Below are 24,212 nucleotides of genomic sequence, written 5' to 3'. Positions count from 1 at the left end.
GAATGGGCTATTGACTTGTCTGCCCTGATTAAATATGGTTTCGACTCATCTCCGGGAAATTATCAAATATTATAATTTCATGTCTCATCAAAAAGGTCGAAAGAAAATCCATCACTATGTGAACTACTCGTATCTTCATCGTTGGCGTGATTCTTCAAATGCAATTCACGTGCTTGATGTCAGGACGGGAAATGCTTTCTCATCGACCGGAAGGACACTTGCTGCTGTAAGTGGGTACAACGATTTTTCATTTGATCCAATAGTGGTCAATCTTTTGAATTACGCTTTTTCTCGGCGGTTGGTGGGTAAGAATCTTGCTGGCGACGCTTCGGGGATTGTACTTCTTCTCGTGAAATTGGCTAAGGATGCAAACTATCCGCATAAGCAGCACAATTTTTTTGAAGACTTCTATGGGGTCTATGAGAGTAATGTTGGCGCCACGATTGCTCAGATAGCCCGCGCCGACTTGGAGAGGCCGGAAGGATCAGAAGATTGGGCGCTGAATTTGCTGTTTTTCTACTTCCTTCAGCTCTTTCGAGTTCCGAAGGCGCGCAATGCGTTCCCAGGAGATTTCGTATTGGAGACACCTGAAGGTTCCATGACGCTGGATCATCGCCAGAGGCGTGAATTCATCATGGGGCACATGCTGATCAATTCTCTGTGCACAGCCTGTGATGTGCATGAGCGGGGTTTTAGTGTGCGCCTTCGATATGCAGCGAAGCCAGGAGATTTGATTAATTCTGATGCACCAGCGGTGGTACGGTCCTCAAAAATAGCTAGGCTGGAGGAGTTTCGCGGATGGATGCCTCTGACTCCCCGAATCGCAATGGAAATTGGTGATGTTGGTAGTGGGTATCGTACTTTGATGACTGAGAGGGTTGGTCGCGATGCCTTCGAAAATTACAATCTATCGATGCGCGACAATGCGCACGCACAGCTATATTTTAGTAGCGTTAGTCAGCGTGACGAGTACAGTCGCCGTTTGGTTCGTAAGGATTGAGTGGAGGATTCCAAATCAACCTGGAGTGGATACTTTGGTTTGCAGGAATTCTGCATTTTCGTTTATTTAGCCCTTGGGTCGTAGCAATCTGCTAATTGAGTGTCTCATCGTTGATTCGAAACTCGCCGCGCTTTCGCCGTTGGAGCTACCAGCAGCGGATGGGCCGCCCAGCGCGGCGCACCGTGTGTGCCTTGTGGGATCGGTGTCGGTATCGGACTTGGATTGGTCTCAGATTTAGTCTGATTAAGAACGAGCGCGAAACCAGAGTTTGAGGCTTCCCGTGCCACTTTCGTTTGCGACGTGTCCGCACACCGCCATTCCAGCAAGGCTCTGCTTAGCCTTCGGGTTTGCGGGCCGGTTTGAGTATCTGCTTTTCCCAATGACGCCAAAGCCCGAAGCAGACATAATTTTATGCGCTCAATCCAACCAGACCCGACCGTTCCTCATCTGGCAGCCACGCCGTCATGCTGACCTCTTACCTGCTCTTCTTCTTCGCCGGCTTGGGCGTATTCAACGGTGCGGCGTTGTCGGTCTACTTGTTGTGCCGAAATCCCGTCAGACCTACTCAGCGTTGGCTGGCGGCCTTGGTGCTGATGCTGAGTCTGCGCACCGGCAAGTCCGTGTTGGTCTACTTCTGGCACGACATCTCCAAGCTGGTTCTGCAGGTCGGTTTGACCGCCTGTCTCTTCATCGGCATCTGCCTGATCGGTTTCGTGCGGGCCTGGCTTGATCCCGATGGCCGCCAGACCCAGAACGATGCGGCAATCGCGTTGGGCTTGCTGGTGCTGGCGACTGCCTTTGGTATCGCTTGGCCCTATACCGAGAACGTCTGGCTGTGGGCTGGGCCGGTGTGGGCCTCCATCCAGGTGATCTGGCTGGTATGTCTGCTGGTGGCAGCGGGGCTGTTCCTGCGCGGAGGCAAGCAAGGTCGCGTCGATGCGGTGCCTGGCGCGTTGAGCCGCAGCCATGTGGTCTCGGTGATCGTGGGTGTGGGCGTGATCTGGTTGGCCTATGCCACCTCCGGCTTGACCTCGTACATCGTCGGCGCGCTGTCGTTCTCGCTGGTGTTGTACCTGAGCATCAGCGTTGCCCTTGCCCGGCGTAAGCCAGCTGCGGTCGCTGAGCCCTACCGCGACCGCAAGATCGCGCCCAGCGATGCCGAGGCTACGTTGCGCTCCCTGCATGCGTTGATGGCCGATGAAGGTCTGTACAAGGATGCTGGCCTGACCCTGGCCAAGCTGGCCAAGCGGCTCAACATACCCACGGCTCGGCTGTCGCAGCTGCTCAACGATAACCTCAAGACCGCCTTCAAGCCCTACCTGGCGCAGGTCAGGATCGAAGCGGCCAAGCAGTTGCTGCGCGCGCAGGCGTCGGCGTCGATGGACGATGTGGCGGAGGCATCCGGCTTCCTGTCCACCTCCACCTTCTACAGCAGCTTCAAGAAGGTGGAAGGGACGACTCCTGTGGCGTGGCGGCAGGCCCAGTCGCGCTTGGTGGCTGGCTCTTGAAACGTGTTTGGTGAGTCCGTAAACACGCTTCAGTAGATTGATTCGTAAAGGAATTCTGCAGACTTCGGGGCACCCATCCTGCGGAGCCTCCTTCATGTCAGTAACGCGTTCCAAGCCGGCCACCGCCGGCGTGATTTCGCTGCCAGCACGCCTCATCCGATGGTTCGCCGTGGCCAGCTTGGCGCTGTGGTTCGGCGGGCTTGCGCATGCCGATCCGGTCGCGGATCAGCGTGAGATATCCGCGGTCATCCAGGACTATCTGCGCGGCAGTTCCTACAACCAGCGCGATCGCCTCAGCCGCGCCTTCCATCCCGATGCGCGGCTCTACCTGAGCCAGGGCACGGACGGCATTCGCGAGGTGGGCATCGCCGAGTACACCAGTTGGTTCGGCAAGGAGCCGGGGCTGTTCAATGGCCGTGTCGGTCGCCTGCTCGGCATCGAGGTCGAAGGCACTATCGCCACCGCCAAGGCGGAGATTCTGATCAGCAAGGATCAGGCACGCTACGTTGACCTGTTCCTGCTGAAGAAGCTGGAAGGGCGCTGGCTGATCATCAGCAAGACCGCCACCCGCGAAACCGCACCCGCGCATGGCCGCCAGGTGTTGCTGGCGGTGTCCAACGTGGACACCATGCCCGGTACTCGCCTGAGCGCGGGCAACAGCTTTTCGGAACTGATCCACGCTTATGCTGGCTTCCGTGAGGCTGGCTACGGCGTGCAGTTCGTCAGCCCCGAAGGCGGCGCCGTGCCGCTGGCCTACATCGACACCCGCAACCCAGAGCACAAGGCCGGCATCTATGACGCGGACATGATGTGGGCGCTGGCCAACACGCGCCGGCCCGACGAGGTGACGGCTAGTGACTACGCCGCGCTGATGTATATCGGCGGCAGTGCCGCGATGTATGGCGTTGCCGAGCACCCTGGCATGCAATGGTTGGCGGTGCGCATCTACGAGCAACGCGGCGGCATCGTCTCGGCGGTCTGCCACGGCAGCGCCGGGCTGGTGAACCTGACCCTGTCCAATGGCACCGCGCTGGTCAGCGGAAAGCGTGTCACCGGCTATCCAGATGCCTACGAGGACATGAGCGCGGCGTACTACAAGACCTTTCCGTTCTCGATCGAGCAACGCCTGCGCGGCAGAAAAGCCCAGTTCAGCCATGGCGCGCGCGGTGCATCGCATGTGGAGGTTGATGGTAGGCTCATTACCGGCATGAACTGGGAATCCACCCGTGGCGTGGTGGCTGCGATTATTCAGCGGTTGGAAGCTGATAGTGCTGCACTACAGAACGAAGCCCAAGCGGGTGGTTGAGTAACTGCAGCCAAGCCGAACTGCCCGCTGCTGGAGAGGCGCGGGCAGGATCGATGACCATTCCGGATGAAGGGGCTTGCAGCCCACCGCTTGCTGGACATCCGGTATTCATGACCTGCTTGTAGGCCTTGTGGTGGAAGTAGTGCGGCTGAACTAGGATTGCGCTTCAAGTCGAACAAGGCAGTTGACTATGCATCGCTTGGCCTTTTTGCTTTCTGTTGCGTTCTTCAGCGGCTGTGCCCAAGCGGATACGGCTTGGCGGGGCACCAGCACCCAGTCGTTTGCCAGCGGCTCAGGCGATATTTTGAAAGCAGGCGGCGCGGCAGTTACCTTGTCCGCCGAGTCGACGGGTGCAAATCAGTTCGTCGGTGCCATCACCACGATTGACGCGGCGGCCTTTCAAGGACGGGAGGTAGTTCTCACCGGCACGCTTCTGGTTAAAGGCGGCACCGGCAACGCTGCGCTCTGGGTCCGTGCGGACGGCCCCGATGAGCCTTTGGCCTTCACAAGTACGGGTGACCAGCCTGTGCGTCTCAATGAGGGTTCCCAGCCGAGAGAGGCTCGGCTCTACATCCCGTCCGGTGCGACCAGTCTCAAGCTTGGGGTGACACTTGGCAGTGCAGGGCGTGTAGATGTGGAGCACCTCACGCTCAAAGCCGAGAGTGCGGCCCAGAGCAGCGTATCCGCCTATGACATGCTCGATCACGCCATTTCCGTCATTCGCGCGAACGCGTTGAACGCAAACCGTGTGGATTGGGCGTCCCAGCAGAAGTCACTCCTGACCCCAGATTTGAAGAAGCTTCCTGCACAGGAGGCGTACAGCAGGATCCAGACGGTTTTGACTGCGCTTGCAGACCAGCATAGCTCCGTGCAGGCGCCCAGTGCGGTTTCGACCTATCGCGCAGGTGCAGTCGCGACGCAGGCCGTAGAAGCCAGGCCAATGCAGGACATCGGCTATCTGTTGGTGCCGGGCCTGCGCGGCTCTGATCCAAGCGCTGGCGAAGCCTTCAGTACGCAACTCTGTGAGCACATCGCAGGCTTGGCGAAGACTGCAAGCAAGGGCTGGATCATCGACCTTCGTGATAATACGGGGGGCAATATGTGGCCGATGATCAAGGGGCTGAGGCCACTATTGGGTGCCGCCGATCTTGGTGCATTCCGGGACCGGAATGGTGTGGTGACGGCTTGGCGCGTCCAGCCTTCCAAGGCCTGCGACGTCGATCTTTCCAATAGTCGCGTCGCCGTGCTTGTGGGTCCCAGGACGGCAAGCTCCGGCGAGGCGGTGGCCGTTGCCTTCCAAGGCCGCCCTGACACCAGCTTCTTCGGGCAACCGACGGCCGGGCTTTCGACTGCCAACCAATCGTTTGCGCTTCCTGACGGCGGCGCTCTTGCATTGACTACAGCGGTATTTCTCGACCGTACGGGAGTTGCGTATCTGCAAGGTATACAGCCGGAAAAGCTTGTGCCCAGCGATCAGGATGCAGTTGCAGCAGCGGCAGCGTGGTTGCGCTCGCAGCCTTGATGGTGTGCTGCCGGCTGGAGCACGAAACCGGGGTCAGAGTCGAATTGTTTGAAGACGGATTCCGATGCTTCCCTCGCAGGGCCATAGCCTGACGTCGTGAGTAGCCCGAAACCGAGCCTTCAGTTGATAGCTGGAGGTGACGCCGTGCTGCTAGTTGGCGCATAGAGGCCGTCATAGCCGGGTATCACTCCAACTGCCGGCAAGTAACCTCTCTTGTCGCCAACGTGCCGATTGTCCGGGATCGAGGTGACGCCGCATTCCGGCGCACACACCCAGGCTGTCCCAGCAGGTCCGCGCACGTAGACGCTGTGTGGATTCAGGTCAGACAGCAAGTAACCGGCAGGCTCATAGTCGGGTACTGACGGTCGGCCCTTCTCACGGCTTGCATGGACGTTGCCCAGCAGGACAATCACCGCAGGTACCTCATCGTGTACTGCCCTGATGCGCATCGCCATGTCCGCGTCCCTCGATCCTGGCGTGCCATCGTCTACGGCCAACACGCTGATTCGTGCACCTTCCGCACGAAGTGTTCGTAGCCGGTGCAGCAGTTTCAGCATGGCCGCGCTGGATCGCCCATCCTGGGGCTGGCGTGTCCAGAATCGGCTGGCCAGAAGTGCCGTCTGATCTGCATCTGAGCCCTCGCTCATGAGGAACTGATCGAGCCTTGCCTGCTCTTCTATTGGCACCTCCAGTGCCAATGCCACCGGTTTCCCTGACTTTGTGCCGGCGCATGCCAAGTCACCAATCAGTGCTGGTGCTTCATTGGTGCCATGAACTTCACCGACCAGCAGCAGGCTTGCAGAAGGCATGTTGAGAGGCCAGCTGCACGTGGCTTGCTCGTTCGCCAGGGCAATGCCACAGGTGCTCGCAGCAAAGGGAAATAGCAGCAGCGAGAGGAGTGACTTCATGTCGATACCTTTTGCGGAGGAGTACCTGCGACCAGATCGTCACTGTACACGCCAGCAGCCAACGGGCGACCTTGGCCGAGAACAAGAAACGCGGTGTTATCGGCCTCGGAAACAGGTTTGAATATTTTCTGCATCAGTGGCGGCTGTCAGTGCCAAAGGCGTGCACTGTTTCCTCGCTGTGACCGAGGTAAGCGGCTGACAGCGGTACTGACAGGTTTCACGAGAAACGTCTCAAAAATGCGGTGCCAAGGTCATATCAGTTCTGCGCTATGGCTTAATCGGGCCGCGCATCGCGATGACTGGAGACATCGCGTGCATCTCGCCCTAGCCATGAGTCAGTCGATATGGATATCCGACACTCGGCAATGCTCGCCTCATTGGCGGCCTTGTCGCACCGTAATCGTATGATCCAACTGCAGGGGCCGCATGACGGCTTGGTGGTGGAGCGGTTCGAAGGACAGGAGAGCGTCTGCGGCGATCATCGCCTGCAGATCGACTGCCTTTCTACCGACGCCTTCCTGGATATCGATCCCTGGCTGGAGCAGCCGTTGACCCTGCAATTGCGCGTGGCCGACGGCTCGCTGCGGCAGTGGCATGGGCTGTGCACGGAAGTTGCCCAGCTCGGCAGTGATGGTGGTTTGGCTCGCTACCAGTTGGTGCTTGAGCCTTGGACCGCCTTGCTTCGGCTGCGCCGCAACGCGGTGATCTTCCAGGACATGGATGTGCGCAGTGTCTGCGAGCGGATATTTGCCGACTACCCGCAAGCCGCTTATCGCTTCGATGTGGAAGCGACGCTGCCGTGCCGGCCCATCACCACGCAGTACCGCGAGACTGACTGGGAATTCGTCACACGCCTGCTTGCCGAGGCAGGCTTGGCTTGGCGCATCGAGCAGGCACAGGGCGGCGAGGGTGCTCACACGTTGGTGGTGTTTGGGCCGCAGGCGGAGCTTCCTGATACAGGTTCGGTGCGCTTTCATCGCATCGCTGCAACCGAATCTGCTGATGGCATCAGCGCGTTCTCCGAGCGTCAGCAGTTGGTGGCCAACAGCAGCACGGTTGGTAGCTGGCACAGCGAGCAGATCAAAGCCGTCTCAGCGCAGACAACTGCGGCAACCAGCGATCTGCCTGCGCTTGAGGCCTATGTGCAACCACGCGCTGGCCGCTTCGCCGAAACGAGCTGGGCGCAGAGTGAAGCGCAGGCACGGCTTGATGCATTGCGAGTGTCGCAGGTGCTGTACAGCGGTAGCGGCAGTGAGCGCCGGCTGGCAGCTGGTAGTTGCTTTAACCTTGTCCAGCATCCGCAGCATGAGGCGCAGGCGTTCCAGTTACTGGTGGTGCAGCACACTGCGGTCAACAATCTGGAAAGCGGCATCGCCGAGCTGCTTGGCCACAGCGAACTGGAAAGCGGAAGCTACCGCAACCAGTTTCTCGCCACCGATGCTTCGGTTGCAATTCGAGCGCTGCCGCAAGACAAGCCCAGCCTGCACGGCCCACAGACCGCGCGGGTGGTTGGCGTTGCCAGCGCCGCGCTCAGCCCCAATCGCGATCATCAGGTGCGCATCCAGTTCAACTGGCAGCGAGGCAGTGCGCCCAATCCGGGTGGCCTGAACGACACCGGCAGCAGCCAGCCCGGGCACGCGCCCGGCGACCAGACCAGCGGCAGCTGGGTGCCGGTTGTCGAATGGGTAGCCGGGCCAAACTGGGGAACCGCGTTTCTGCCGCGCATCGGTAGCGAAGTGCTGGTGGAATTCCTGCACGGCGATATCGACCAGCCACGTATCAGCGGCCAGCTCTACAACGGCGAAGTAGAACCGCCGTTCGGCGGTGGTATCGATGCGCAGGCCCAGCACCCCGGCGTTCTCAGTGGCCTGCACACCGAAGCACATGACGGCAGCGGCACCCAGCAATGGGTGATTGATGACACTCCTGGCCAGCTGCGTACGCGCCTACACAGCTCGCTGGCCGATAGCCGACTGGAGCTTGGCTATCTGATCCAGCACCAGAACAAGACGCGCGGCGCACTGCGCGGTGAAGGCTTCGAGCTGGCAACGCAGGGCTGGAGCAATGTGCATGCCGGCGAAGGTCTGCTGCTGTCAGCCAGCACCCAACAGCACGCCGCATCAACCGTGATGGACAACGCCGAAGTCGTCGCCCAACTCAAAGGCGCCGAGCGCAGCCTGGAGCAGATGCAGCAGACGTTGCAGCAACAGCAAGTGCCCGGACTATCGGCATGGCAGAGCACCGGCATGCTGCGCGAACTGGCCGACCCGCGCGCCGACGGAAGATTTGCAGGCGAGGTCAACGGGCCATCGCCGTTCAAGCCCAGCGACGGCCGCAACTCCGGCGATGAACCTGTTGAGCGTTTCGCCAAGCCAATGCTGCTGGCCGAAGCCCCTAATCACATCGCATGGACAACGCCAGCGAGCGCAATCGCATACGCCGGCCAGAACCTGCAATTCACCGTGCAACGAGACCTGCACACCACTAGCGGCGAGACCATCGCCACCGTATCCGGCGGACAGGTTTCGCTGTTCGCGCAAAGCGGCCCGGTGCGCGTGATTGCCGCCAACGGCCCGGTAAGCCTGCAGGCGCACGACGGGCAGTTGGAGCTGTTATCCGATCAGGCAATCTCCATCACTGCCACCGATGCCCGCATCGATGTGCTCGCGCAGAGCAAGGTGGTGCTGCAGGCAGGGAGCAGTGCGATCACTTTGGAAGGTGGCGATATCACCTTCAATTGCCCGGGGGAGTTCAAGGTCAAGGCTGGGGATCATCCCTTTATGGGGGGAGAGAGCGCAGAGCCGTTCATTCCATCACTACCAAACGGTGCGGCGAAGGTAGCGCGCTGGATTGGTCTTCATCTTCAAGATGCCGAGACCCTGCAAGCCATGGAAGGTACTCCATATGAGATCCACTTCAAGGGTGGCTCCGTGATCAAGGGTAAGCTCAACGAAGAGGGGCAAGCTCACCATGAGCCGATCCCTGCACGGGATGTTGAGAAGATTGTCTACGAACCGCGAGAGCCCAGTGCAGAAGATACTTGGCCTGCGCTGGAGCTGATCGGGAACATCGGGCAAGGAGCGGATCATGGGTGATCCGCAGCAAGATCGCCCCAATGAAGCCGCGCCTGTAAGTGTGCAGCAACTGCGCGAAGCGCTCGGGTTCATTACCGAGCAGTACAACAACGTTGTAGACGGCGGGAAAAATGTCTTTGTTTGGCTCTGGGAAGCGCTGCAGGGCGACTTCAATCAGCAGCGCAGTACCGGCCAAGTCGTATTTGATACGGTTGTATCGATGATTCCTGGTGTCGACCAGGTTTGCGATGTGCGCGACATAATCGCCAACTGTAAGCAGATCGACGAAGATAAAAGCAATACATGGGCCTGGGTTGGCCTCGTGCTTACCTTGATTGGCTTGTTTCCAACGCTGGGTTCGCTGGTCAAGGGCGTGCTTAAGATATTTTTCTTGTTCGTACGTCGATTTGGCCTGAATCACGTCACCCGTGCTGTTGACGAGGCAATGAGCTGGGTTATCACATTGTTGCGCAGAAGGGAGGTCGCCCAATATTGGAAGCATCTCCGCTGGGACCGCGTATTTCATGAGCTGGCGCGTCAGGTTCGAATCGTTCGCGGCTTGGTGACCTCGGCCAACTTGCTGAAGGCCTTTGACCGCGGCATCTTGTTGATGCGCAACCTGCTTGGAAAGGTTGAGGACATTCCGATCATAGGAGCCAGCGCCAAGACAACGATTGCGCTCGTTGGGCGTGTGCGTGAGGAGATCAATAGCTACATTGGCGCTGCGTTGCGGCCTGTTCACGAGATCATGGAAACGATCATCCGACGTTTGGAGATCGAAGACATCCTGCAGCGTGGCGGCATACTCGATGCGCGCAATGTGCATTTTACGGGGACATTGCCGGAAGCCCATGCTGTCACGCTCATGCAGCGGACGAGTCCGCCGCCGGCTTGGTTAAGCAAGGGGAAGCCGAGCCAGTACGTTCCTTTGAGGCCCGCTAAGGTAAGGCAGACTGTTCAAAATGGTGTAAACGACGGTTATCCAACGCTTTCAGATCCCCAGATAAAAAGCTTTGCCAGAGGGATGAAGTCTGTAGTTCTGGTGGGGCCGCTTAAGCTCTATCGTGTAGTCTCCCCATCCAATACTGGTGCGGGATCTGACTGGATGACCGAGGACGTCTTCAGAGCCATAGCGTGTTCACCTACACCACGAACTGATTGGCGAAAGAAATTGGCGGTTTGGCCTGATTGGAATCCGAATGGTCAGTTCGTTGTTTATGAAATAAAAGCGGGTGAAAAGCTCAAGGTATGGAAAGGCCCCGCGTCTGCACAAGTCAAAGAAAACGGATCGCTTCCAGATCATTTTCTGGAAGGTGGATACGAACAGATTAAGTTCGATGCGAGTGTTCCTTATCGCGCAGACGGAAGTTTTCCTGTTGACGCAAGCGGAAAGCCGTTGAATACGCACGCAGATACCATGCGGTTCTACGATGTGAACCACTCAACGGGCGTGATGACACCGAATAGCACGATGACCTACGCGGCCTGGAAGGCTCTCCCAGCCAGTGATCAGTTGAAGCACATCAGCATCCGTGAAGCGATGAATAATCCGCGTATTACTGGGCCTTACGATACTGGCTGGGGCACATTAGATTTCTCGTCTCAATCATCGATTGCGAAGCTCGGACTCCCGAATATCCCCGGTCAAATAACAAAACAGTAGAACATGGCAATCAATAGCGATCTCAATCCGTGGCACAAACGTCAAGCTGCCCTGCTATATCACTTCACCTCGAATGAGTACCTACTGGGCTTGCTGCGAAGGATCGACAGGCTCATTGCCATGGCTAACGGTTTCCTCGACGAGCGAACACCTTTCGATTCGCTAGGGTTGGCAGTGGCGAACTGGCAACAACTAGACACCGCCGCTCACTTTTCGACCCATGCATTTCCTGCATTGATCGAGTTCCGAGAGGGTGTTGTGGGTGCCATCGCACTCAGGGCCAGTGAGGTGTATAGGACTGCGGGTGAGAACCAGTGTGGTCGCATGCTTGAGGAGTACGGTCATCACATGACCTGGGCTACTCCAGATCAAGAGAGTGCATTCAAGGAAGAGGCCGCCTCGGTTTTCAGCTACGCAGGGCTCATTAGTTCGATTACGGATCGGCTCGGCGGACTGGATGATTTTTGGTTCTGGATAGTTTGGAATGAAGGACTTGTGGACGCTCACAGGATTCCACGGTTCCGCGTACGCAAGGATATCGTCGCTTTCACGGATCAGCCTCCGCCGCGTACGGGCGTTTACGTGCCGAAGGAAGATCCGTATGGCGCTTTGCAGTTTGCGTGGACGGGAGGCCGCGGCGAGTTGATAGGAGCCAGTAGCCTCAACGAGTTCGGTCGAAGCGTTGTCCAGAAAATTGGCAGGGCCGGCCTTTGGGGAGACAGTGCGGGGCTGTACGAGATACTGGATAGGAATCGCGGGATGACCCCCTACGACTGGTCATGCATAACTGCAGAAAAGGCCCATATCGCCAATTCCTTCGTGGCCTCGGAATGCTTTGAAGATCGCCCAAGCGAATGGTATTTCGTAGAGATGATCGAAGGCGAGTTTGAGGAGATCGATGGCACGTACTCCGGCGCCTCGAGCGTTGATCTTCGCCCGGAGCGGGTGCCTGCCGGAAAGGCGGTACCCGTCAGCGGGTGGTGGTATACGCCTGCGCAAGGCTCGCGCCGCTATTTCAAACAGGGAGAAGTGTTCCCTGAAATCGCGGGCAGCGATTGGGGCAGCACCTTCTGGCTGTGGGCCAGTGACCAGGCCGCTCCACGGATCGGTTGATGGCCACTCGTGGCTTCGTGGCAACGCTGGAAGCTGCAGCCCTTAGCTACTGCCTCTGCACTTTGGAAACTTGCTGCATCCAAGGAAGCCCTCGCCGGTGCGTCTATTGGTCCGTTGCACGAGCGCACTTCCACAACGTTGGCAGGCTTGGCGTTGCGGGGAGGTGTCGGCTGGCGGCTGCGTCCATGTCGGTTCGCTACGTTGATCTGGCTGACGCCGTGGTGCATCCGTCTGCTGCGCGGCCTGGATCATCTCCAGCAGCTGCTCTCCACTGATCAGTTCAATGGGCTTTCCTCTGGCGAATGCTTCCGCGTCCGAGGTATAGCTGCCGATGCAGACGATCTTCACTGCCTGCGCTTGGTGGTGGGCGAGGAGCCCGGCCATCTCCCGCACCACGCTGACGCCCACTTGTTGGCGCTTCCATTGCTTGCATTGCACCAGCGTGCGCTGCCCGTCCTTTCGCAGGATGAGGTCGATGCCGCCATCGGGGCCACCCAGCCCGGTTTCTTCAACTGCATAGCCCCGGCGGCGGAATGCTTCGCCTACCAGTTGCTCGAACTGGCGCCAGCCGCCGGCAGCGAGGCTTTCGAGCGTGGTGCGCGTGTCCAGGAAGCGGCGGCGTTTGCGGGCATTGAGGTAGGAGGCCAGAGCGGCGATCCAGCAGATGACGAGGAGCATCCATGCCAGCGGCGCGAATACAGGGCTGGATTGTTGGGCAAAGCCTTGCGCCAGCATGCCGCCTTGATGGGATAGGAACCACTGGATGCCGTAGCGCACCAGGATGAAGCCGATGATCCCTGCGAGGAAGCCTACTGGCCACGGCATTGTTGCCAGTGCGCCGATTGCGGATTGTTTCGCTCTGCGTCCCATGCGTTCCCCCTGTTCCAGAGTGCAACGTAGCGCTTGAGCAGGGTGTTGTCAGCATCTTCGGGTTTTGGGGAGAAAGCCGGGGTCAGAGTCGAGGTCTCGCATCCGGCATCAAGCAGGAAATCTCGATCTGCGTCCTTTTCAGTGGTGTTCTGGCTGCGGCTGTGTAGCCTTGATAGCGTTGGCTTCAGCATAGGTAGCTGAAGACACCTGCGCGTATTCAAACTCCGTTCTCAAGGTCGTAGCGTCCTACGGTGTAGGCTCGCGCCACACCGCCGGCTAAGCGCTGCATATCGCGGCCTGACTCAGCCACCAAGCATCGAAGGGCATTCATGACGATCAAGCGCATGGACAACGTAGGTATCGCTGTTGAAGACCTGGACGCAGCCATCGACTTCTTCAGCGAACTCGGACTCGAACTCGAAGGGCGCATGCCGATCGAAGGCGAGTGGGCAGGGCGCGTCACCGGCCTGCGCGATCAGCGCGTCGAGATCGCAATGATGCGAACTCCAGACGGCCACAGCCGAATTGAGCTGTCGCGCTTCGACGCTCCTGGTATTGCCTCCGACCATCGCGCAGCGCCCGTGAACTCCCTTGGCTACCTGCGCGTCATGTTCGCCGTTGACGATATCGACGGCACGCTTGGTCGGCTCAGGAAGCTCGGTGCGTCGGTGGTTGATGAAGTAGTCAACTACGAGAGCACCTATCGGTTGTGCTACATCCGTGGCGTGGAAGGGATCCTCATCGGGTTGGCACAGGAACTTGGGCAACAGATTCCGCAGTAAGCGTCGATGTGCTGGCAAGCCGTATTTCGAGGTTGACCGGGTGGGGTAGGGCGGTTTGAGTCAGGACCAACCGCAACCATGCCTTGCCGGAAGTCTGCCGTCAGTGGTCTGGATCGGGAAAGCCGTGCGTCTGGCTTGACTGGTGGTGGGTCCGCGGCGACTATCCGCGTATTCATCATGACCAACAGGGTTCCGCGATGTCTGGCTTGCTCGGCGGGTTGATTGAGGCAGTCGTGGATTTCGTCACGGATATATGGGTATTACGCAGGCAGCGCTCAGGCAGGAATCTGCCGGGAAAATCCCTTGGGAAAGATGCTGCAGATGTAGCATTGTTCAACGTATGGGCCATGCTCCTGTCGCTGCTGGCCTTCGCCTGTTTCGCTGCGATGTTCTTCGCGGCCGAGCTGCCGCTATGGATCAGCTTGCTACCCGTGGCCGCTGCTATTACTTACCTGGTCTATCGCTGGTTCGCGTTGGTGCGAGCGGAGTAGTTGCCGGGATGGATTGCTGGGCTGCTGAGATGATGCGTCCGAACGTGGCGAGCATCGGGTTGCTGGCGGTGCGATGTTGCAGCTCTTCGGTTATCGAGATGCAGCATGGCGTCCTTTCTACTGCGCGGGTTGAGTCCCGAGCCTTTCGCTGAACTGTTTCCACTTGGTGATACGGAGCTCGCCGCACGGCAGATCGCGCGTGTCATCGCGACGGCTGTGTCGGGTTTTCCATGCCGGGTGAGTCTTGCAGATGCCCAGATAGGCGACGAACTGTTGCTGCTGCCGTATCAACATCAACCGGCCGATTCGCCGTATCGGGCCAGTGGGCCCATCTTCGTTCGGCGTGGTGTGGCGCGTGCAGAGTTGTTGGTCGATGAGGTGCCGCCGCAGGTACAGCGTCGCTTGATGTCATTGCGCGCCTACGGCAGTGAAGATCGGATCATATTTGCCGAGGTCTGCGATGGGGTCAACGTTGCGGAGTGGTTGCAGCAGGCATTTAACGACGGTGCTGTGGCCTATGTGCATCTGCATTTCGCCCGTTATGGCTGTTTTTCTTGCCGGGCGGATCGGGCATGAATGCGATGCCGAGCATGGCTCGGCACTACCTGCTTCGCACCCTCCCTTTCGCGTAGCGAAGGGGAGGGCTGGGGAGGGGTGAGAGCTTTGTCGACAGATACCGTCGCCAAACAACCCGTACCAATCAGCGCTTCGCCCGCATGCGCGTCAACGATTCAACCAGACCGTCGTTGCGCACCATGCACAGGAAGCGTCCATCGGGGTAGTCGATGATCAGCTCGGTAACGTCGTCGTTGACTGGAACTCGAACCACCACCGCGCCCTGCGCGTTCGCCCGTATATTGCATGCACCCAGCAATTCGCTTCCGATACCGCTGCCGGTGGATGCTGATGCATGTTGCGCTGGACGTCCGTTGCCCGCGTTGCTGAAAACTGCGCGGCAACCATCCTTGACCCAGACCGAGTGGTGGTAAAGCCCCCAGTTCTGGTTCTGCACACATTCGGTATGGCTCAGCTGCCGGACCAGGCGCACGTCGCCATGGGTATCCATATCGCACTCGGTCTGCGCCTTGCCTGTCGACTCGCAGGTGACTTCGTGCGGCATCGCTTTGTCGCGGATCGGTGCGATTTCGGCTGGCGCTGGATTGAGGCTGCAGATGCCATTGCGGCCGCCAGCGCCGGTATAGGAAACCTGCGTGCCGCCATCAGCCGAGCGGGAGATGGACAAGGTCACTCCGCTGCTGGAATCGCGGGCTTCGTAATAGTTGTCGTTGAAGCGCTTGAGCGTGGTTTCCTTGCCGTTGACGTAGACCGGGCCACCATCGTCAGCGTGGATTTCCAGGCCACCCGGGCAGCTGCCGTTGAATAACGGGATGGATGCGTTGGCGGGGGTTGCGAGTGACAGCCAAGCAAGAGGGATTGCTGCTATCAACAGGAGGGGTGATCTGCTCATGACTGTGTCCTTGGGCTGATTCTGTGCAGCCTAGCAGCTGTCAGATGGTGCGGGTGGAGTGGTTGGGCCGGAGGGGCGTTGGGGTGACGTTGTGCGGTAGGGCGGCGCCAGGTGCTGCTGCAGCCTTACCGGTGAAGCCTCTGCGGAGCATGGCTCGGCACTACGGGTGGGTTTGCCGGGAAGGCCTCTGCCGAGCATGGCTCGGCACTACATGGGGTTGCTTGATTTTGGTCAGTGCGGCGGTTGTTTGTGCGGCGCATGGTGACTATCCAGGCGTGGAGGGCGTTGCGGTGGCCAAACCTTTTCCGTTGAATCCAAAACATCCTGAGCGGATCTGCTGGGGTTGTGACAAGTACTGCGCTACCGATGCGTTGGCCTGCGGCAATGGTTCCGGGCGCACGCAGCACCCGGCGGAGTTGCAGGGTGAGGATTGGTATCTGGCGTGGGGGATAGCGCCGGAGCCGGGAAAGCCAGGGCGTGCGGCGCTGGAGTCTTTGTAGGAGCGGCGTGAGCCGCGAAGCTGGGAATCAATCAGGTTGCGGGCTTGTTTGTCACTTCAGTGGTGTCGGCTTCGCGGCTTACGCCGCTCCTACAAGGTGATCGGTGGGATTGCTGGGAAGGCCTCTGCCGAGCATGGCTCGGCACTACATGTTGGTTTTTTTCTGAATGGTGGCTGTCGCTGGCGGGGGGAGGCTTGATCGCGGCGCTGACCGGCCCCATTACCGGTGAACAGTATTCCGGAGGCCGTATGGACCCCAGTCAGAACCCGAATGTTTTTCATGCCACCACCATCTGCTGCGTGCGTCGCGGCGAACATGTGGCGATTGCTGGCGATGGTCAGGTCACCCTGGGCCATACGGTGATGAAGGGCAACGCGCGCAAGGTGCGTCGGCTTGGCCGCGATGGCCAGGTGCTGGCGGGTTTTGCCGGTGCTGCCGCTGATGCCTTCACCCTGTTTGAATTGTTTGAAGCCAAGCTTGAGAAGCACGGCCAGCTGACCCGCGCTGCAGTGGAGTTGGCCAAGGATTGGCGCACCGATCGCCGCTACGGCAAGCTTGAAGCGCTGTTGGCTGTGGCCGACCGCGAAACCTCGCTGATCATCAGCGGCACCGGCGATGTGATCGAGCCGGAAGACGGCATCATCGCGATTGGCTCGGGCGGCTCCTATGCACTCAGCGCGGCACGTGCGCTGCTCAAGCACACCGATCTGGATGCGCGTGGCGTGGCCACCGAGGCGATCAATATCGCCGGCGGCATCTGCATCTACACCAACACCAACGTCGTGGTGGAAGAGCTCTGAGCTCTTCGGCCATCAACCGCGAGTACCCCATGAGCCACAAGATCGAAGTTTCCTCCGCCACCATGACGCCGCGCGAAATCGTGCAGGAGCTGGACCGTCATATCGTTGGTCAGCACGACGCCAAGCGCGCGGTCGCCATCGCGCTGCGCAACCGCTGGCGCCGCATGCAGCTGCCAACCGAGCTGCGCAACGAGGTGATGCCCAAGAACATCCTGATGATCGGTCCGACCGGCGTCGGCAAGACCGAAATCGCGCGCCGTCTGGCCACGCTGGCCAATGCACCGTTCGTCAAGGTTGAAGCCACCCGCTTCACTGAGGTCGGCTATGTCGGTAAGGACGTGGAGCAGATCATCCGTGACTTGGCTGATACCGCGGTCAAGCTATACCGCGAGCAGGCCAAGGTGCGTGTGCGTACCCAGGCTGAAGAGAAGGCCGAAGACCGCATCCTGGATGCACTGCTGCCGCGTCGCAGCGTTGGTATTGGTTTTGATCCGGAAGCGGCGCGCAACGAGCCTTCGGCTGCCGATAACGAAACCCGCATCAAGTTCCGCCGCATGCTGCGCGCTGGCGAGCTGGATGAGCGCGAGATCGAACTGGACGTTGCTGCCAACGTCAGCATGGACATCATGACCCCGCCGGGCATGGAAGAAATGGGCCAGCAGCTGAAATCGATGTTCGCCAATCTGGGCAGTGCCAAGTCGAACAAGCGCACGCTGAGCATCAAGGCTGCGCGTCCGCTGTTGATCGAGGAAGAGGCTGGCAAGCTGGTCAACGAGGACGATATCCGCACCGCTGCGATTGAAGCCTGTGAGCAGCATGGCATCGTGTTCATCGATGAGATCGACAAGGTTGCCAAGCGCAGCGACGCTGGTTCGTCCGGCGGCGATGTCTCACGCGAAGGCGTGCAGCGCGATCTGCTGCCGCTGGTGGAAGGTTCCAATGTGTCGACCAAGTACGGCACGGTGAAGACCGACCACATCCTGTTCATTGCTTCCGGTGCGTTCCATCTGGCCAAGCCGAGTGATCTGATTCCCGAGCTGCAGGGTCGTTTCCCGATTCGTGTTGAGCTGGGGGCGCTGAGCAAGAATGATTTCGTGCGCATTCTCACCGAGCCAAAGGCGGCGCTGACCAAGCAGTACGAGGCGTTGTTGGCGACTGAAGGCGTCAAGGTCAACTTCACTGCCGAGGCGGTGGACCGTTTGGCGGAGATTGCGTTCCAGGTCAACGAACGTCAGGAGAATATTGGTGCGCGCCGTCTACACACGGTATTGGAACGCTTGCTGGATACCCTGAGCTATGAAGCGCCGGACCGTGATGGCGACAGTATTGCGATTGACCCGGCGTATGTGGACAAGCACCTGGGTGAGTTGGTTAAGGACCCGGATCTGAGTCGCTATATCTTGTGATTGTTGGTTTGGGTGGATGAGAAGCGGCGGCACTTTGGTGTCGCCGTTTTTTTTTAAAAGTCAGAGCCGGAGCCAAGGCCAGGGCGATTCCCGCCTGCGCGAGAATGACGACATAAAAAGCAGAAGCCGGAGCATTGCCGTTGCCGTTGCCGTTGCCGTTGCTGTTGCTGTTGCTGTTGCTGTTGCCCTAAGCCGTCATTCCCGCGCAGGCGGGAATCGCTCTTGCTTTAGCTCTAGCTGTGCGCATTGCGAGTAAGGCCTCTGCCGAGCATGGCTCGGCACTACCGGGTTTGCTTAGTCTTCGTCTGGCGGTGGCAGCGGTGATGGATCTGCGCCGGGCTCGAATACGCCGGGTTTTACGTAGTGCGCCATCGATGCGTCGAGCATCTCGCGGCTGTCACGCTCCAGGTCGAACTGGGTTGGCTCCAGCATGGCGCTGTACAGCACGCCGGTCAGGCCTGCGTGCAGGATGCGCGCGCTGGTGGCGGTGTTGACGCCATCGCGCAGCTGGCCCAGGTCACGCGCGCGCTCCAGGGCGCGGCGGAAAATCGCCATCTCCTCTTCGACGCTGTCGTGCTGCAGTTGCTGCATCGCCAGGCTTTCAGTGGACAGGTCGTTGCGCAGCATGATCTCCATCATGTCGCGCAGTTGTGGATCGTTGGCCAGTTCGCTCAGGGACACCAGCATGGCCGAGCGCAGGTCCAGGATCGGTGTGTTGCGCAGCGGCGAGTAGGTCTGGCGCAGGCGCTTGATGAAAGGCACGCGCTCGCGGTTGATCATCGCCTCCAGCACTTCGGTCTTGTTCTTGAAGTGCCAGTACACCGCGCCACGGGATACGCCCGCGCGCTCGCCTATCGCCGCCAGCGAGCTGCCGGCGACGCCGTGTTCATGGAAACAGGCCAGCGCGGCATCCAGGATGCTCTCGCGGGTGACTGCTGCCTCTTCTTTGGTCTTTCTGGCCATTGCTCTGTGCAAATGCTGGATGAAACCGACCTGAATTGTACGCGTTTACAAACATGCGTGTATGTATGTATATTTCCACGGCTTGCTCTGCAGGATGGCCGTGATGTGTGCGGCGGTGGCGGTTGCCACCGATGTACCCGTAACGTATGCGGTACGGAAGGATATGCCTCGGCATACCTCATGTTCCGCCCGATCCTCGAGCGCCACTTTTCCTCATTGAGCTCCTCTCCCATGCCTGCTATCAGTCGCTACCGTCTCGTCGCGCTTTCCCTCGCACTATCCGTCGCGCTCGTTGCCTGCAAGGGCGGCGGGGAGCAGCCGCAGCAGGGTGGGCCGGGCCAGGTCACCGTGGTCACGCTGAAGCCGGAAACGGTCACCTTGACCCGCGAACTGGCCGGCCGTGCAAACGGTTACCAGGTCGCCGAAGTGCGCCCGCAGGTCAGCGGCATCGTTGCCAAGCGCCTGTTCACCGAAGGCAGCGTGGTCAAGGCCGGCGACCCGCTGTATCAGCTGGATGACGCCGCCTACCGTGCCCAGGCCAACAGCGCCCGCGCACAGCTGGCGCGGGCCGAAGCCAGCGCCAATGCCGCCCGTCTGGCCGCGCGCCGCAGCAGCGAGCTGGTCAAGTCGCGGGTGATCAGCGTGCAGGACGACGAGAATGCACAGGCCGCCTGGAAGCAGGCCGAGGCCGACGTGCTCGCCGCCCGCGCATCCTTGGATGCGGCCAATGTGACGCTGGGCTATGCCCGCATCACCGCGCCGATCAGCGGCCAGATCGGCAAGTCCTCGGTCACCCAGGGCGCGCTGGTCAGCGCTGGTCAGGCAGAGCCGCTGGCCACCATCAACCAGCTCGATCCAATCTATATCGACGTCACCCAGTCCTCGGCCGAGCTGCTGCAGCTGCGCCGCGAACTGGCCGCCGGTCGCCTTGAAGGCGCCTCGGAACTGCCGGTCGATATCGTGCTGGAAGACGGCAGCACCTTTGGTCACAAGGGCAAGCTGGAGTTCTCCGAAGTCAGCGTCGACCCGGCCACCGGCAGCTACCTGATGCGCGTGCGCGTGGACAACCCGGACCAGGTGTTGATGCCGGGCATGTTCGTGCGTGCGGTGCTGGGCAGTGGTGTGCGCCCGAACGCGCTGCTGGTGCCGATGCAGGGCATTGCGCGTGATCCCAAGGGCGATACCTCCGCGATGGTGGTCGATGCCGAAGGCAAGGTCGCCGTTCGCCCGGTCAAGGTCAGCCGCACCATTGGTGACAAGTGGCTGGTCGAGGACGGTCTGAAGGCGGGCGACAAGGTCATTGTCGAAGGCCTGCAGAAGATCGGCCCGGGGATGCCGGTGCAGGCCACCGAGAAGGGTGCCGAAGCCGCCAAGCCAGCCGCCGCGCCTGCAACGGCGCCGGCTGACAAGCAGTAAGCGGAGAACTACATGGCACGCTTCTTTATCGACAGGCCCATCTTCGCGTGGGTCATCGCCATCATCATCATGCTTGCTGGCGCGCTGGCAATGCTCAAGCTGCCGATCTCGATGTATCCCGAGGTCGCGCCGCCTGCGGTGTCCATTTCCGCCAGCTACCCGGGTGCTTCGGCCAAGGTGGTCGAGGACTCGGTGACGCAGATCATCGAGCAGAACATGAAGGGCCTGGACGGCCTGATGTACTTCTCCTCCAACAGCTCCTCCAACGGCCAGGCCAGCATCACCCTGACCTTCGAGAGCGGCACCAACTCCGACATCGCCCAGGTGCAGGTGCAGAACAAGCTGCAGCTGGCGATGCCGCTGTTGCCGCAGGAAGTGCAGCGTCAGGGCATCAACGTTGCCAAGTCCAGCTCGGGCTTCCTCAACGTGCTGGGCTTCGTCTCCGAAGACGGCAGCATGGATGAGAACGACATCTCCGACTACGTCGGTTCCAATGTCGTCGACCCGCTGAGCCGCGTGCCGGGCGTGGGTTCGATCCAGGTGTTCGGTGGCAAGTACGCCATGCGCATCTGGCTGGACCCGACCAAGCTGCAGACCTACAAGGTGTCGGTTGATGAGGTCACCGCCGCGGTGAAGGCGCAGAACGCGCAGGTCGCGGTCGGCCAGTTGGGTGGTGCGCCGGCGGTCAAGGGCCAGCAGCTCAACGCCACCATCAATGCACAGGATCGCCTGCAGACGCCGGAACAGTTCCGCAACATCGTGGTCCGTACCGAATCCGACGGTTCCACCTTGAAGCTGGGCGACGTTGCCCGCGTTGAACTGGGCGCGGAAACCTACGACTTCGTTACCCGTTACAACGGCAAGCCTGCCTCCGGTCTGGCCATCACCCTGGCTACCGGCGCCAATGCGCTGGAAACCGCCGAGGGAGTAAGCAAGACCCTGGAAGAACTGCAGGCCAACTTCCCGGCCGGCATGAAGGCGGTGATCCCGTACGACACCACGCCGTTCGTGAAGGTGTCGATCAAGGGCGTGGTCAAGACCCTGCTGGAAGCCATCTTGCTGGTGTTCGTGGTGATGTATCTGTTCCTGCAGAACTTCCGCGCCACCTTGATTCCGACCATCGCCGTGCCGGTGGTGTTGCTGGGTACCTTCGGCATCCTCTCGGTGCTGGGTTTCTCGATCAACATGCTGACCATGTTCGCGATGGTGCTGGCGATCGGTCTATTGGTCGATGACGCCATCGTGGTGGTGGAGAACGTCGAGCGCATCATGTCCGAGGAAGGACTGTCGCCGCTGGAAGCCACCCGCAAGTCGATGAGCCAGATCACCGGCGCACTGGTCGGTATCGGCCTGGTGTTGTCGGCGGTGTTCGTGCCGATGGCCTTCATGAGCGGCTCCACCGGCGTCATCTATCGACAGTTCTCGGCGACGATTGTGTCGGCGATGGCCTTGTCGGTGCTGGTCGCCATCGTGCTGACCCCGGCACTGTGCGCCACCATGCTCAAGCCGCTGAAGAAGGGCGAGCACCACGTTGCCCACAAGGGTATCTCGGGCCGTTTCTTCAACTGGTTCAACAACGGCTTTGACCGCACCAGTGGCACCTACCAGCGCGGCGTGCGCGGCATTCTTGCCCGCCCGGGTCGCTTCATGGCGGTGTTCCTGGCGCTGACCGTGGTGATGGGCCTGTTGTTCGTACGCCTGCCCAGCTCGTTCCTGCCCAACGAAGATCAGGGCATCCTGATGGCGCTGGTCAACGCACCGGTTGGCGCTACCCAGGAACGTACCCTGGAGTCGATCTACAAGCTGGAAGACCACTTCCTGAAGAACGAGAAGGACGCGGTTGAATCGGTGTTCTCGGTGCAGGGCTTCAGCTTCTCGGGCATGGGCCAGAACTCGGGCATGGCCTTCGTCAAGCTCAAGGACTGGAGTGAGCGTACCCCCGATCAAGGCGTAGGCCCGATAACCGGCCGCGCGATGGCCGCCCTTGGCCAGATCAAGGACGCCTTCATCTTCGCCTTCCCGCCGCCGGCCATGCCGGAGCTGGGTATCGCCTCGGGTTACACCTTCTTCCTGAAGGACAACTCCGGGCTCGGCCATGATGCGCTGGTCAATGCACGCAACCAGCTGTTGGGCATGGCAGGTGAGAGCAAGCTGCTGGCCAACGTCCGCCCGAATGGCCTGGACGACACCCCGCAGCTGCGTCTGGACATCGACGTGGCCAAGGCCGGTGCGCATGGTCTGTCGCTGGACACCATCAACAGCACGCTGGCCACCGCCTGGGGTTCGAGCTACATCGATGACTTCATCGACCGTGGCCGCGTCAAGCGCGTCTACGTGCAGGCCGATGATGGCTTCCGCATGAACCCGGAAGACTTCAACCTGTGGACGGTGAAGAATTCCTCGGGCGAGATGGTGCCGTTCTCGGCCTTCGCCAGCCAGCGTTGGGATTACGGCTCGCCGCGTCTGGAGCGCTACAACGGCGTCTCCGCACTGGAAATCCAGGGCGAAGCCGCACCGGGCGTGGCCTCGGGTGACGCGATGCTGGAAGTGGAGAAGCTGGCCAAGCAGTTGCCGGCCGGTTTCAGCATCGAGTGGACTGCCGTCTCCTACCAGGAACGCGAGGCCGGTTCGCAGACGCCGCTGCTGTACACGCTGTCGCTGCTGATCGTGTTCCTGTGTCTGGCTGCACTGTATGAAAGCTGGAGCGTGCCGACCGCGGTGTTGATGGTTGCCCCGCTGGGTATTCTCGGTGCAGTGCTGGCCAACACCATCAACGGCATGGAGCGCGACGTGTACTTCCAGGTGGCGATGTTGACTACCGTGGGTTTGACCTCGAAGAACGCGATCCTGATCGTCGAATTCGCCAAGGAACACCTTGAGAAGGGTGCAGGTGTGATCGAGGCGACGATGCATGCAGTCCGTGACCGTCTGCGTCCGATCATCATGACCTCGCTGGCCTTCGGCCTGGGCGTGTTGCCGCTGGCGGTCGCCTCCGGTGCGGGTTCGGGTGCACAGCGTGCCATCGGTACCGGCGTGTTGGGCGGCATGGTGGTGGGCACCTTGCTCGGCCTGTTCTTCATCCCGCTGTTCTTCGTAGTGGTGCAGCGCTTGTTCAACCGCAAGCAGCTGGCCAAGAACGGCGACCTGCCGCAGCAGTAACAGGGCAGGGTAGAGACAAGCAAAAGGCGCCGAAAGGCGCCTTTTGCTTTTTTAGCCCCTCTCCCGCTTGCGGGAGAGGGGTTGGGGTGAGGGCAGCTCCGGGCCTGAAAGCCCCGAAAGCCCCGAAAGCCCGAAAGCCCAAAAGCCCAAAAGCCCAAAAGCCCAAAAGCCCAAAAGCCCAAAAGCCCAAAAGCCCAAAAGCCCAAAAGCAAAAAAAGCCAAAAGCCCAAACGCACACAATCCCAAAAGCGAAAACCGCCACA

At 60.1% G+C, this 24,212-nt stretch carries 20 protein-coding genes; 15 read left to right on the top strand and 5 right to left on the bottom strand.

Annotated elements, in window-relative coordinates; genetic code table 11:
- Positions 1-34 precede the first annotated feature (34 nt).
- The 4 genes from ACVOLZ_RS09820 (at position 35) to ACVOLZ_RS09805 (ending at position 5,336) form a co-directional block, all read left to right on the top strand.
- Entirely contained in the window at positions 35-1,000 is a 966-nt protein-coding gene (locus tag ACVOLZ_RS09820) for a DUF4238 domain-containing protein (protein WP_481515956.1), read from the top strand.
- Positions 1,001-1,464: 464 nt separating this feature from the next.
- Positions 1,465-2,508 (top strand): helix-turn-helix domain-containing protein, encoded by a 1,044-nt coding sequence (locus ACVOLZ_RS09815; protein WP_481515955.1) that lies wholly within the window; start codon positions 1,465-1,467, stop codon positions 2,506-2,508.
- A gap of 94 nt (positions 2,509-2,602) precedes the next feature.
- Positions 2,603-3,814 carry a nuclear transport factor 2 family protein gene (locus ACVOLZ_RS09810; RefSeq protein WP_481515954.1) on the top strand — a complete coding sequence of 404 codons (1,212 nt, stop codon included), beginning with the start codon at positions 2,603-2,605 and terminating at the stop codon, positions 3,812-3,814.
- Between the two features lie 190 nt (positions 3,815-4,004).
- The gene (locus ACVOLZ_RS09805; RefSeq protein WP_481515953.1) at positions 4,005-5,336 is read left to right on the top strand and encodes a S41 family peptidase; all 1,332 of its coding nucleotides are present in this window, start codon (positions 4,005-4,007) and stop codon (positions 5,334-5,336) included.
- A gap of 119 nt (positions 5,337-5,455) precedes the next feature.
- On the opposite strand, the gene ACVOLZ_RS09800 is transcribed toward ACVOLZ_RS09805, so the two are convergent.
- Entirely contained in the window at positions 5,456-6,244 is a 789-nt protein-coding gene (locus tag ACVOLZ_RS09800) for a hypothetical protein (RefSeq protein ID WP_481515952.1), read from the bottom strand.
- A 344-nt stretch (positions 6,245-6,588) separates the two neighbouring features.
- Between ACVOLZ_RS09800 and ACVOLZ_RS09795 the strand changes: the two genes are divergently transcribed.
- The 3 genes from ACVOLZ_RS09795 to ACVOLZ_RS09785 are packed head-to-tail and all read left to right on the top strand — an operon-like array spanning position 6,589 to position 12,094.
- Entirely contained in the window at positions 6,589-9,339 is a 2,751-nt protein-coding gene (locus tag ACVOLZ_RS09795; RefSeq protein ID WP_481515951.1) for a type VI secretion system Vgr family protein, read from the top strand.
- Positions 9,332-10,981 carry a hypothetical protein gene (locus tag ACVOLZ_RS09790; RefSeq protein ID WP_481515950.1) on the top strand — a complete coding sequence of 550 codons (1,650 nt, stop codon included), beginning with the start codon at positions 9,332-9,334 and terminating at the stop codon, positions 10,979-10,981. The genes ACVOLZ_RS09795 and ACVOLZ_RS09790 overlap by 8 nt, the downstream gene beginning before the upstream one ends.
- Before the next feature lie 3 nt (positions 10,982-10,984).
- A complete protein-coding gene (locus tag ACVOLZ_RS09785; RefSeq protein ID WP_481515949.1) occupies positions 10,985-12,094 on the top strand; it encodes a hypothetical protein in 1,110 nt (369 codons plus the stop codon).
- A gap of 42 nt (positions 12,095-12,136) precedes the next feature.
- On the opposite strand, the gene ACVOLZ_RS09780 is transcribed toward ACVOLZ_RS09785, so the two are convergent.
- Positions 12,137-12,964 (bottom strand): restriction endonuclease, encoded by an 828-nt coding sequence (locus ACVOLZ_RS09780; RefSeq protein ID WP_481515948.1) that lies wholly within the window; start codon positions 12,962-12,964, stop codon positions 12,137-12,139.
- 329 nt (positions 12,965-13,293) lie between these two features.
- Here ACVOLZ_RS09780 and ACVOLZ_RS09775 point away from each other — a divergent pair, with 329 nt between their 5' ends.
- The 3 genes from ACVOLZ_RS09775 (at position 13,294) to ACVOLZ_RS09765 (ending at position 14,813) form a co-directional block, all read left to right on the top strand.
- The gene (locus ACVOLZ_RS09775) at positions 13,294-13,746 is read left to right on the top strand and encodes a VOC family protein (protein ID WP_481515947.1); all 453 of its coding nucleotides are present in this window, start codon (positions 13,294-13,296) and stop codon (positions 13,744-13,746) included.
- 197 nt (positions 13,747-13,943) lie between these two features.
- Positions 13,944-14,237 (top strand): hypothetical protein, encoded by a 294-nt coding sequence (locus ACVOLZ_RS09770; protein ID WP_481515946.1) that lies wholly within the window; start codon positions 13,944-13,946, stop codon positions 14,235-14,237.
- 105 nt (positions 14,238-14,342) lie between these two features.
- Entirely contained in the window at positions 14,343-14,813 is a 471-nt protein-coding gene (locus ACVOLZ_RS09765; protein ID WP_481515945.1) for a DUF1203 domain-containing protein, read from the top strand.
- A 124-nt stretch (positions 14,814-14,937) separates the two neighbouring features.
- Here the strand turns inward: ACVOLZ_RS09765 and ACVOLZ_RS09760 are convergent, their stop codons facing one another.
- Positions 14,938-15,705, bottom strand: a complete 768-nt coding sequence (locus ACVOLZ_RS09760; RefSeq protein WP_481515944.1) for a DUF3011 domain-containing protein — start codon at positions 15,703-15,705, stop codon at positions 14,938-14,940.
- A gap of 44 nt (positions 15,706-15,749) precedes the next feature.
- On the opposite strand from ACVOLZ_RS09760, the gene ACVOLZ_RS09755 reads away from it, so the two are divergent.
- From ACVOLZ_RS09755 to hslU, 3 genes are all read left to right on the top strand, one after another.
- Positions 15,750-16,205, top strand: coding sequence for a DUF3079 domain-containing protein (locus ACVOLZ_RS09755; protein ID WP_481515943.1), 456 nt, complete (start codon positions 15,750-15,752; stop codon positions 16,203-16,205).
- Between the two features lie 248 nt (positions 16,206-16,453).
- Complete coding sequence (gene hslV / locus ACVOLZ_RS09750) at positions 16,454-17,005, top strand: ATP-dependent protease subunit HslV (protein WP_055772387.1); 552 nt, start codon at positions 16,454-16,456, stop codon at positions 17,003-17,005.
- Positions 17,006-17,034: 29 nt separating this feature from the next.
- Positions 17,035-18,411, top strand: coding sequence for an ATP-dependent protease ATPase subunit HslU (gene hslU, locus ACVOLZ_RS09745; RefSeq protein WP_481515942.1), 1,377 nt, complete (start codon positions 17,035-17,037; stop codon positions 18,409-18,411).
- Between the two features lie 294 nt (positions 18,412-18,705).
- Here hslU and ACVOLZ_RS09740 read toward each other — a convergent pair whose 3' ends face one another.
- Entirely contained in the window at positions 18,706-19,374 is a 669-nt protein-coding gene (locus tag ACVOLZ_RS09740) for a TetR family transcriptional regulator (protein ID WP_481515941.1), read from the bottom strand.
- A gap of 231 nt (positions 19,375-19,605) precedes the next feature.
- Here ACVOLZ_RS09740 and ACVOLZ_RS09735 point away from each other — a divergent pair, with 231 nt between their 5' ends.
- Both ACVOLZ_RS09735 and smeE read left to right on the top strand, forming a co-directional pair.
- Positions 19,606-20,790, top strand: a complete 1,185-nt coding sequence (locus tag ACVOLZ_RS09735) for an efflux RND transporter periplasmic adaptor subunit (protein WP_481515940.1) — start codon at positions 19,606-19,608, stop codon at positions 20,788-20,790.
- Between the two features lie 12 nt (positions 20,791-20,802).
- Positions 20,803-23,949, top strand: a complete 3,147-nt coding sequence (gene smeE, locus ACVOLZ_RS09730; protein ID WP_481515939.1) for a multidrug efflux RND transporter permease subunit SmeE — start codon at positions 20,803-20,805, stop codon at positions 23,947-23,949.
- Between the two features lie 51 nt (positions 23,950-24,000).
- Here smeE and ACVOLZ_RS09725 read toward each other — a convergent pair.
- Positions 24,001-24,212: hypothetical protein (locus ACVOLZ_RS09725; protein ID WP_481515938.1), on the bottom strand; the 212-nt coding region annotated here is incomplete at its 5' end.

It is taken from the genome of Stenotrophomonas sp. STEN020 (assembly GCF_056760195.1).
Note: the sequence above shows the minus strand (reverse complement) of the source record. Positions and strands in the feature narration are given on the sequence as shown.

What these genes read in the sequence shown, in the direction of transcription:
- ACVOLZ_RS09740 (WP_481515941.1), bottom strand. Translation starts at nt 19,374, where the DNA reads ATGGCCAGAAAGACCAAAGAAGAGGCAGCAGTCACCCGCGAGAGCATC.
- hslV (WP_055772387.1), top strand. Translation starts at nt 16,454, where the DNA reads ATGGACCCCAGTCAGAACCCGAATGTTTTTCATGCCACCACCATCTGC.
- hslU (WP_481515942.1), top strand. Translation starts at nt 17,035, where the DNA reads ATGAGCCACAAGATCGAAGTTTCCTCCGCCACCATGACGCCGCGCGAA.
- ACVOLZ_RS09735 (WP_481515940.1), top strand. Translation starts at nt 19,606, where the DNA reads ATGCCTGCTATCAGTCGCTACCGTCTCGTCGCGCTTTCCCTCGCACTA.
- ACVOLZ_RS09790 (WP_481515950.1), top strand. Translation starts at nt 9,332, where the DNA reads ATGGGTGATCCGCAGCAAGATCGCCCCAATGAAGCCGCGCCTGTAAGT.
- ACVOLZ_RS09795 (WP_481515951.1), top strand. Translation starts at nt 6,589, where the DNA reads ATGGATATCCGACACTCGGCAATGCTCGCCTCATTGGCGGCCTTGTCG.
- ACVOLZ_RS09765 (WP_481515945.1), top strand. Translation starts at nt 14,343, where the DNA reads ATGGCGTCCTTTCTACTGCGCGGGTTGAGTCCCGAGCCTTTCGCTGAA.
- ACVOLZ_RS09810 (WP_481515954.1), top strand. Translation starts at nt 2,603, where the DNA reads ATGTCAGTAACGCGTTCCAAGCCGGCCACCGCCGGCGTGATTTCGCTG.
- ACVOLZ_RS09800 (WP_481515952.1), bottom strand. Translation starts at nt 6,244, where the DNA reads ATGAAGTCACTCCTCTCGCTGCTGCTATTTCCCTTTGCTGCGAGCACC.
- ACVOLZ_RS09775 (WP_481515947.1), top strand. Translation starts at nt 13,294, where the DNA reads ATGACGATCAAGCGCATGGACAACGTAGGTATCGCTGTTGAAGACCTG.
- ACVOLZ_RS09815 (WP_481515955.1), top strand. Translation starts at nt 1,465, where the DNA reads ATGCTGACCTCTTACCTGCTCTTCTTCTTCGCCGGCTTGGGCGTATTC.
- ACVOLZ_RS09770 (WP_481515946.1), top strand. Translation starts at nt 13,944, where the DNA reads ATGTCTGGCTTGCTCGGCGGGTTGATTGAGGCAGTCGTGGATTTCGTC.
- ACVOLZ_RS09760 (WP_481515944.1), bottom strand. Translation starts at nt 15,705, where the DNA reads ATGAGCAGATCACCCCTCCTGTTGATAGCAGCAATCCCTCTTGCTTGG.
- ACVOLZ_RS09820 (WP_481515956.1), top strand. Translation starts at nt 35, where the DNA reads ATGGTTTCGACTCATCTCCGGGAAATTATCAAATATTATAATTTCATG.
- ACVOLZ_RS09785 (WP_481515949.1), top strand. Translation starts at nt 10,985, where the DNA reads ATGGCAATCAATAGCGATCTCAATCCGTGGCACAAACGTCAAGCTGCC.
- ACVOLZ_RS09780 (WP_481515948.1), bottom strand. Translation starts at nt 12,964, where the DNA reads ATGGGACGCAGAGCGAAACAATCCGCAATCGGCGCACTGGCAACAATG.
- smeE (WP_481515939.1), top strand. Translation starts at nt 20,803, where the DNA reads ATGGCACGCTTCTTTATCGACAGGCCCATCTTCGCGTGGGTCATCGCC.
- ACVOLZ_RS09805 (WP_481515953.1), top strand. Translation starts at nt 4,005, where the DNA reads ATGCATCGCTTGGCCTTTTTGCTTTCTGTTGCGTTCTTCAGCGGCTGT.
- ACVOLZ_RS09755 (WP_481515943.1), top strand. Translation starts at nt 15,750, where the DNA reads ATGGTGCGGGTGGAGTGGTTGGGCCGGAGGGGCGTTGGGGTGACGTTG.